Here is an 8,929-nt window from a genome sequence, read left to right on the forward strand (position 1 = left end):
TATTTTTGTTATAATTCACACAATTTATAATTATCATTAAAAAAGGAACAAAATCTATGAACTATATATCAAACGCAAACCTAAAAGAAGCAGATTCAGAAGTATTTGAAATATGTGAAAATGAGTTAGAGAGACAAACAGACCATTTAGAAATGATTGCAAGTGAGAACTTTACTTCTCCTGCAGTAATGGAAGCTATGGGTTCTGTTTTTACAAACAAGTATGCAGAAGGTTATCCTTATAAAAGATATTATGGTGGTTGTGAACAAGCTGATAGAGTTGAGCAATTAGCAATTGATAGAGCTTGTGAAATCTTTGGATGTAACTATGCAAATGTTCAACCTCATTCAGGTTCTCAAGCTAATGGTGCAGTTTATGCAGCACTACTAAAAGCTGGTGATAAAATCTTAGGTATGGATTTATCTCATGGTGGACATTTAACTCATGGTTCTAAACCATCATTTTCTGGTAAAAACTATACTCCATTTTATTATGGTGTTGAACTTGATGGTAGAATCAATTATGATAGAGTTATGGATATTGCAAAAATAACACAACCAAAAATAATTGTGTGTGGAGCATCTGCATACGCAAGAGAAATTGACTTCTCAAAATTTAGAGAAATTGCTGATGCAGTTGGTGCTATTTTATTTGCTGATATTGCACATATTGCTGGTTTAGTTGCTGCTGGTGAGCATATGTCTCCATTCCCTTATGCAGATGTAGTTACTTCAACTACTCATAAAACATTAAGAGGACCAAGAGGTGGTATTATTTTATCAAATGATGAAGATATTGCTAAAAAATTAAACTCTGCTATTTTCCCAGGATTACAAGGTGGACCATTAGTTCATGTAATTGCTGGTAAAGCAGTTGCATTTAAAGAAATACTAAATCCTTCTTGGAAAGATTACGCAAAACAAGTAAAAGCGAATGCAAAAGTATTAGGAGAAGTTCTAGTATCACGTGGATATGATATTGTATCTGGTGGAACTGATAATCACTTAGTATTAGTATCATTCTTAGATAAGCAGTTCTCAGGAAAAGATGCAGATGCTGCACTAGGTAATGCTGGAATTACTGTAAATAAAAATACAGTACCAGGGGAAACTAGAAGTCCATTTGTTACTTCTGGGGTTAGAATAGGAAGTCCAGCTTTAACTTCACGTGGAATGAAAGAAAAAGAGTTTGAAATCATTGCAAATAAGATGTGTGATGTATTAGATGATATTGAAAATACTGAGCTTCAAGCATCAATCAAGCAAGAGTTAAAAGTTCTTGCTTCTGATTTTGTTATTTACAATCAGTCTACTTACTAATACTTTCTTAACAAACTAAAAGTTTAAGTGGTATAAAATATCACTTAAACTTGCACTTAACTTACAATGCTTAGGAAGTAACATGGATGATAAACTATTACTTGAAAATGAAAATTATAAAAAAATAGAAAAAGTAATAAAATACATCGATGAAAACTTCAAAGAGCAACCCTCAATAGATACAATCTCAGAATATATCGGAATGAGTAAATTCCACTTAATTAGAGTTTTTAAAGAGTATGTTGGTGTTACTCCAATTCAATTTTTACAATCAGTTACTCTAAACTATGCAAAAGAGCACTTAAAAGAATCCAAAAGTATACTTGATAGTTCACTAGATTTAGGACTATCAAGCTCTAGTAGATTACATGATTTATTTGTAAATATTATTGGAGTTACTCCAAAAGAGTATAAAGAATCTGGTAAAAATGTAGAGATTACTTATGGATATGGATTTACTCCTTTTGGTGAGGCTTTAATAGCTTTTACAAAAAGAGGTGTTTCATATTTGGGATTTGTTGATAATAATAAAGAAGCAGTTTTTAAAAGATTTAAAGAGATTTGGGAAAAGGCTACTTTTATTGAAGATGATAAAAAAGCCCAAGATTTCTTAGATAATATTTTTATAGAAAAGAAGAAATTTGATTTATATGTTAAAGGTACAAACTTTCAGATAAATATTTGGAAAGCTTTATTAAACATACCAAATGGAACAATTACAACTTATCAAGATATTGCAAATAGTATTAATAAACCAAAAGCCGTACGAGCAGTAGCATCTGCAATTGGTTCAAATCATATAGGATACTTAGTACCATGTCATAGAGTTTTAGCAAAATCAGGTGCCATGAGTGGTTACCGTTGGGGAATTGAACGAAAGAAAATATTAATAGCATACGAGGCGATTAAAAACAAGAATTAGAAAGTTTACCTTGAAGTAATACCTCATTAAGATTTAGGTATTATATACATAACTAAATTATTTATCATAGGAAATGAATGAAAAAAATCCAATTCAATAACTTTTTTTATCAATATAAAATATTAATAATCATCACATTGCTACTTTTTATAGGATTTTTCACTACCTCTTTTTTCTCTTACAAAATTGCTACAGATCTTGCAAAAAATGAACTTAAATATAAATCTTTACCCTTAAGTAGTGATAATGTATATTCAGAGATACAAAGAGATATCTTAAAACCAAACCTAGTTTCTTCACTTATGGCTCAAGATACATTTATGATAAATTGGATGATAGATGGAGAACAAGACATAAAGCAAATTACAACATATCTTTCAACTATTATGAATAAATATAATACCTCAAGTAGCTTTTTAGTATCAGATAAAACAAAAAACTATTATTATCCAAAAGGTATTTTAAAAGAAATGTCTCCTAATAATAAAAGAGATATTTGGTTTTATAGAGTTAAAAATATTGTAGATGAATATGAGAGCAATATTGATATTGATTTAGCTGCAAATGATTCTATTACAATTTTTACAAACTATAAAGTAAAAGATTTTAATGGAAATTTTTTAGGAGCAACTGGTGTTGGTTTAAAAACTTCACATGTTAGTAATTTGTTAAAAACTTATAAAGAAAAATATAATCATGAAATATACTTAATAAATAAAGATAATAAAATCTTAATTAGTTCAAAAGATAAACAAGATACTTATAGCAAAGATAACTTTATGCATAAAGTTATAAATACCTTTAATAAAAATGATTTATCTACACAAGAATATTATAAGAATAGTGAGAAATATATATTAAATATCAGATATATAGATGAATTAAACTTATATTTATGTGTAGAAGCAAAAGAGGGTTATTTTACAAAAGAATTAGAAGAAACATTTTATATAAATATCCTAATCTTTTCTATTATCATTCTTATAATCATGGTTTTTATTATTCTATATATAAAACGTCAGCAGGAGATATTAAAAAATATTGCAAAAACAGATAAATTAACCTCTTTACAAAATAGAAATAATTTCGATTCAATATTTGAAGGACTTTTTAATTCAAAAAGAAAAGATGAAAAAGATTTAACTATTTTAATATTTGATATAGATAATTTCAAAAAAATAAATGATGAGTTTGGACACCTAGTTGGTGATAAAGTTCTAATTGAAGTAGCAAATATTTTTAAAAGTACCTTTAGAAATTCAGATATTCTTGTAAGATGGGGTGGTGATGAATTTGTTGCATTATTGCCAAAAATTAAAGAAGAAAAAGCCTATAGATTAACTAAAAAATTAAGTCAGAATATTAATAATAATGAAACACTCTTTAATTTATTAAAGCAAAAAATCACAATAAGTGTAGGTTTGCACTCAAAAAAAGATGAAACTTCAAAAGAAGAATTATTTTCAAAAGCAGACAAAAATTTATATCAAGCAAAACAAGAAGGTAGAGATAAAATAGTATATTAATTTTATATACCACCAAATGAACACTGAAAAAATATAAACTTCTTGAAACAAAGGAGTTTATATGTCTTATACTAAGAAAAGATACTTAGTCTATATCTTTATTACAATATTTACATTTACAATGCCATTTATCACAATTGACAACAATCACATCTTACTTTTATCTTTCGATAAATTACAGTTTCATTTTTTTGGTTTTGTTTATAATGTAAATGAGTTATATGTTATGCCATTTTTACTAATGTTTTTATTCATTGGTATTTTTGCTATGACTACACTTTTTGGTCGAGTTTGGTGTGGGTGGGCTTGTCCTCAAACTATATTTAGAGTTATTTATCGTGATTTAATTGAAAGTACAATCTTAGATATTAGAAGAATAAAAAATAAACAAAAAGAGCTTGATTATTCTAAGAAATCTATTCACTTAAAAAAATATATTTCTATTTTTCTTTGGCTTATAATTACAATTGTAATTTCTACAAATTTTATGTGGTATTTTGTACCTCCCGAAGATTTCTTTCTCTATATTCAAAATCCAAGTGAACATATGTTTATGATAATATTTATGTTATCTGTAGCACTATTTTTAGTATATGATATTGTATTTATGAAAGAAAACTTTTGTGTCTATATTTGTCCTTACTCAAGAGTTCAATCTGTTTTATATGATGATGATACAAAACAGATCGTATATGATACTTCAAGAGGTGGAGATGTTTATGTAAATGCAGAAAAATCTATTTTTAAGATGAAAGAGTGGAATTCAAATGAAGAGTGTACTACTTGTGAAGCTTGTGTAAAAATATGTCCTGCAAATATTGATATTAGAAAAGGTTTACAAGTTGAATGTATTAACTGTTTAGAGTGTGCTGATGCATGTGATATTGTTATGGGAAAACTTGGCAAAAAATCTTTAATAAACTGGGGAAGTACAAATAGTGTTATCAATAAAAAGACTACAAAACTTTTAACTAAAAGAAATATATCTTATTTTGTTTCACTTATTTTATGTATTATTCTTGCTATTGTTTTTGCATCTAAAAAAGAACCATTTTTACTTAATATAAATAAAACTACTAATCTTTATAAAATCAAAGAAGAGCAAAAAGTTACAAATAATTATATTTTAACTTTTCATAATACCCAAGATAAAACATATACTTTTGATATAAAACTAGAAGATAATGAAAATTTTGCAATTAAAAGATTTAAAGCTTTTAAACTTGAACCAAATAAAAGAGTAAAGAAGATATTTATTGTAGAGACTAAAAAGAGACTATTTATCTCAAAAACACAAAATTCAGCCTTGAAAATAAAAATAAATTCATTTGCACTCGAAAATGAAAATATTAGTCTTTCAAGAGAGCTTTCATTTATTTATCCAAGAAGTGATTTAATCAAATGATTTTTCAAAAAAGAGGGTGAATTTTGCTCCCTCTTTTTTATTAACTAGCTCTATTTTTCCCTCAAAACTCTCTTCAACAATTAATTTAACTAAATAAAGCCCAATTCCAGAACCTTGTTCTTTTGTTGAAAAGTATGGCTCAAATACTTTCTCTTTATTTTTCTCTTTTATTCCACCTGCATTATCGCTAATTGAAATTATAACCTCAGCATTAGAAGAAGTTACTTCTATTTTTATATATGGTTTTTCAGTACTTTTCAAAGCATCATTAGCATTTGAAAGAAGAGCTAATATTACTTGTGATAATTCATTTTTAACCCCATATATTTTTATATCTTCATTTGTATTAAAGATAAACTCTAAATCAATATTATTTTTTTTAAAATCAGCACTTAAAATTGTAAGACATGAGTTTATTGCTTCTTGTACAGAAAAATTCTCTTTTTGTTTTGATGGTGCATAAAAACCTTTGAAATCATCAATTGTTTTTGATAAAAACTCTAACTGCATACTTGCTTGACTTATTTTCTTTTCTAAATATACCTCATCAAGTTTCTTATTTTCAAAACGTTTTTTAATATTGATTAATATATAAGCTATATTATTTAAAGGTTGTCTAAATTGATGTGTTATATTTCCTATCATCTCACCTGATTTTGCTAATCTTGATTGTTGTAAAAGCATATCTTCATAAGAATTACTTTGTATTTGCAAACTATTATATTTATATCCAACAGAAAGAGTAAATAAAATAGCCTCTATAGCAAAAGCTAGTAAAACTAAATCCATATATCCTTTTTGAATATAAAGTGTCTTAAAGTCCATTACAAACAAAATAAAGCACAATAATGACCATCCAATTACATAAATAACTGTAGGTTTAAATCCTTGCTTTAAATTAAAGACAATTGATATAAATAAAATAGCATAGATAATAGTATAAGGTAAATACTCAAATAACATATAGTGATAAAAAGCTGTTAAAAGAACTATATTAAAAAGTAGAGTATTTATTATTAGTTCTTTATAATTAGAGATTTTAGGAAAAAAATTTCCTTCATAAAAAGATACAGCAAATACTATCGAAAATAAACTTGCACCCAATATTGCTATTTGCTCAACAACAGAACTTATTTCAAACATATTGCTATATGAAATAATAAACAGTAAAGAAAAAGATTGCATAAGACAGTAACTTATATAAAATATCTCTTTAGAGTAAATATACCTTATAAATGTATACACTATAGACATAATCAATATGCCAAAAGTAATCCCGTAAGCCAAAGTAGTGCTCAAGTCATAGATCAATTTTATATCCAGTACCTGAGAGATTTAATATAAGCTCTTTTGGAATCTTTGTCTTTATATTTTTAACTAAAGTTTTTAAAGCATCTTTACTCATAGAAGAATCGAACCATACACTATTTTCAATCTCACTATATGTTACATATCTATTTTTATTTTTTAAAAGCAATACTAAAAAATCTAACTCTTTAGTCCGTAACTTTATAATTTGACTATTCTTTACTAACGTTAGATTGAACATATCAAAAGTAGATTCATCATTTAAAGCTATTATATTACTAGTGTCACTTTCTATACTTTCCATACATGACATTAGCGCTTGTTTTAATTCATTCTCTTTTATTGGTTTAATTAAATACTTCACAAGCTGAAGTTCTATTGCTTTTAATAAGTAGTCTTTATCACTAAAGGCACTAATTACTATAACTTGTGTTTTAGAGTCTGTTTTCCTTATCCTTTGAACAAACTCTAAACCATTTAATTTCGGCATTTGTATATCTGTAATTATAATATGGGGCTGATGTTTCGCATATAACTTTAAGGCGCTTAAGGCATCACTTGCTTCATATATATTTTCAAAATAGTTTTCTAAATACTCAACACCATTTTCCCTTGCAATATCATCATCTTCTACGTATAGTATTTTTATAGTTTTATTTATACTTTCTAACATCTAATATTTGAAATATCTATTTTTTAATCAAAGGTAATTTATTTAGCATATTCTCACAATATTCCCATTGAGTTAAAGTATCTTTCCACTCTTGTGGAATTGCATCTACTCCTCTATAAGCTCCTAGAACCATTCCAATTGCAATTGATCGAGAAGCATTATCTCCACCTACCATTGCATTTGCTTGTAATGCTTTTTTAAGACCATCTTTATCATCTGCATACTTAAGTATAAAATAAACACTTCCAGGAAGAGTTCCTTGAGTTGGACTAGCTTTTCCTACTTTTATAGGTTCACTTCTTCCTACATCCCATAATCTTGCCATTGAAGTAAGAGCTAAGTCATCACAGAACTGCTCTTTTGATAAATCTGAATTTTCATCAATTGATTCTTCATACTTAGCAATTGCTTGTTTTACTTTTGTCTCAATAAAACCACCCATTAAAATAGCAACATCTTCTATAGCAGAACGTGGTTCTTCACCTCTTAAGACTCTATGAGTTACACGTGCGAAAAACTCACCCCCATCAAGAGCATCAACATCTCTATGAGTAAACATAGCTTTTCTTGCAACATCAACTATTTCTTCTTCTGTTTCATAGTATGAATGAGCAGCAACATGTCTAATAGCAGTTGCATTTGAAATTCCACCAAGATAAGGAACTGCTGTTCCATTTTTAACTTGAGCATAAGTCTCTTTTGTCATAGTACAAATCCAAGAACCCCAAGAGTGCTCTAATCTATTCATCCAATGAGGAAGTAGGGGTGCTACTTCAAAAGCTCTTGGAGGATTTGAAATACTTGCTAAATGCTCAAGTATTAAAATATTGTAATCACCATAATCAGTAGTACCCCCAGCGCTTTTCCCTGGATGATAATTTCGTTGACCCCAACCAATACCATGAGTTTCTCCACCCATCATTTCACCAGGACTCATAAACTTTTCAATAGACTTATTTCCATAAGCTTTATATATCTTTTGAGCATCATACTCATAGTGTGAGCCTAAACATAAAGCATCTCCTACAATTGCTGCAAAAAATGCACCTTTTAGTTTCTTTTCATCAGGTGTTTGAGTAGTTTTATTTGTTAATTCTTCATTCATATTTTATTCCTATTTATTTAATATTTTTATTCAAGAATGCATTATAACTTATTTATAATTCTTTTTTAGTACTTACAATCCTTTATTAATAAAACAGTTATTGAATAAATTATAGTAAAATGATAAAAAATAAAAATTAATATATTAGGTAATGTATGAAAATCTTATTAATTGAAGATGACCCTAACATACTATCTCTTTTAAAAAGAGGACTAGTTGAAGATGGTCATTCTATAGAAACTTCAGAGGATGGAGAAGAAGGTGAATATTTAGCAAGTATGAATAATTATGATTTAATCATACTTGACTGGATGCTACCTAATAAAGAAGGCATAGAGATATTAAAATCCTTAAGAAAGAAAAATATAACTACTCCTGTATTAATGCTAACAGCAAAAAGTGAGATTGATGATAAAGTATTAGGATTAAATCATGGAGCAGATGATTATTTATCTAAACCTTTTTCCTATAAAGAATTAATAGCAAGAATTGAAGCAATATATCGAAGAAGTTTATCTGATGGCAAAAATGAAATTATAATAAATGACTTAACTATTGATATGAATAAAAAAATTGTAAAAAAAGAGAACGTCGAAATATCATTAACTGCAAAAGAATACGAACTTTTACTTTTTCTAATTAATAATAAAAATTCAATGGTGTCAAACGGC

General features: G+C 27.3%; 8 protein-coding genes. 5 read left to right on the plus strand and 3 right to left on the minus strand.

Annotation, left to right across the window (positions count from 1 at the left end; translation table 11 throughout):
• Positions 1-56 precede the first annotated feature (56 nt).
• The 4 genes from GBG18_RS04330 (at position 57) to ccoG (ending at position 5,172) form a co-directional block, all read left to right on the plus strand.
• A complete protein-coding gene (locus GBG18_RS04330; protein WP_152188725.1) occupies positions 57-1,319 on the plus strand; it encodes a serine hydroxymethyltransferase in 1,263 nt (420 codons plus the stop codon).
• 82 nt (positions 1,320-1,401) lie between these two features.
• Positions 1,402-2,241, plus strand: a complete 840-nt coding sequence (locus tag GBG18_RS04335; RefSeq protein ID WP_152188727.1) for a bifunctional helix-turn-helix domain-containing protein/methylated-DNA--[protein]-cysteine S-methyltransferase — start codon at positions 1,402-1,404, stop codon at positions 2,239-2,241.
• Positions 2,242-2,318: 77 nt separating this feature from the next.
• Positions 2,319-3,767 (plus strand): sensor domain-containing diguanylate cyclase, encoded by a 1,449-nt coding sequence (locus tag GBG18_RS04340; protein WP_152188729.1) that lies wholly within the window; start codon positions 2,319-2,321, stop codon positions 3,765-3,767.
• Between the two features lie 61 nt (positions 3,768-3,828).
• Entirely contained in the window at positions 3,829-5,172 is a 1,344-nt protein-coding gene (gene ccoG, locus GBG18_RS04345) for a cytochrome c oxidase accessory protein CcoG (protein WP_152188731.1), read from the plus strand.
• On the opposite strand, the gene GBG18_RS04350 is transcribed toward ccoG, so the two are convergent.
• From GBG18_RS04350 to GBG18_RS04360, 3 genes are read right to left on the minus strand one after another with little or no spacing between them, the layout of a single operon-like run.
• Positions 5,161-6,483 carry a sensor histidine kinase gene (locus tag GBG18_RS04350; RefSeq protein WP_304621418.1) on the minus strand — a complete coding sequence of 441 codons (1,323 nt, stop codon included), beginning with the start codon at positions 6,481-6,483 and terminating at the stop codon, positions 5,161-5,163. The genes ccoG and GBG18_RS04350 overlap by 12 nt on opposite strands.
• Positions 6,473-7,153, minus strand: a complete 681-nt coding sequence (locus GBG18_RS04355) for a response regulator transcription factor (protein ID WP_152188733.1) — start codon at positions 7,151-7,153, stop codon at positions 6,473-6,475. The genes GBG18_RS04350 and GBG18_RS04355 overlap by 11 nt, the downstream gene beginning before the upstream one ends.
• 16 nt (positions 7,154-7,169) lie before the next feature.
• Positions 7,170-8,258: an ADP-ribosylglycohydrolase family protein gene (locus GBG18_RS04360; protein WP_152188735.1), complete on the minus strand. Its 1,089-nt coding sequence runs from the start codon at positions 8,256-8,258 to the stop codon at positions 7,170-7,172.
• A 155-nt stretch (positions 8,259-8,413) separates the two neighbouring features.
• Here GBG18_RS04360 and GBG18_RS04365 point away from each other — a divergent pair.
• Positions 8,414-8,929: response regulator transcription factor (locus tag GBG18_RS04365; protein ID WP_152188736.1), on the plus strand; the 516-nt coding region annotated here is incomplete at its 3' end.

The organism is Poseidonibacter ostreae, assembly GCF_009208075.1.
Classification (GTDB): domain Bacteria; phylum Campylobacterota; class Campylobacteria; order Campylobacterales; family Arcobacteraceae; genus Poseidonibacter; species Poseidonibacter ostreae.

Bases quoted from the DNA above. Each gene is read 5' to 3' on its own strand.
- GBG18_RS04330 (WP_152188725.1), top strand. From the start codon at position 57: ATGAACTATATATCAAACGCAAACCTAAAAGAAGCAGATTCAGAAGTA.
- GBG18_RS04335 (WP_152188727.1), top strand. From the start codon at position 1,402: ATGGATGATAAACTATTACTTGAAAATGAAAATTATAAAAAAATAGAA.
- GBG18_RS04340 (WP_152188729.1), top strand. From the start codon at position 2,319: ATGAAAAAAATCCAATTCAATAACTTTTTTTATCAATATAAAATATTA.
- ccoG (WP_152188731.1), top strand. From the start codon at position 3,829: ATGTCTTATACTAAGAAAAGATACTTAGTCTATATCTTTATTACAATA.
- GBG18_RS04355 (WP_152188733.1), bottom strand. From the start codon at position 7,153: ATGTTAGAAAGTATAAATAAAACTATAAAAATACTATACGTAGAAGAT.
- GBG18_RS04360 (WP_152188735.1), bottom strand. From the start codon at position 8,258: ATGAATGAAGAATTAACAAATAAAACTACTCAAACACCTGATGAAAAG.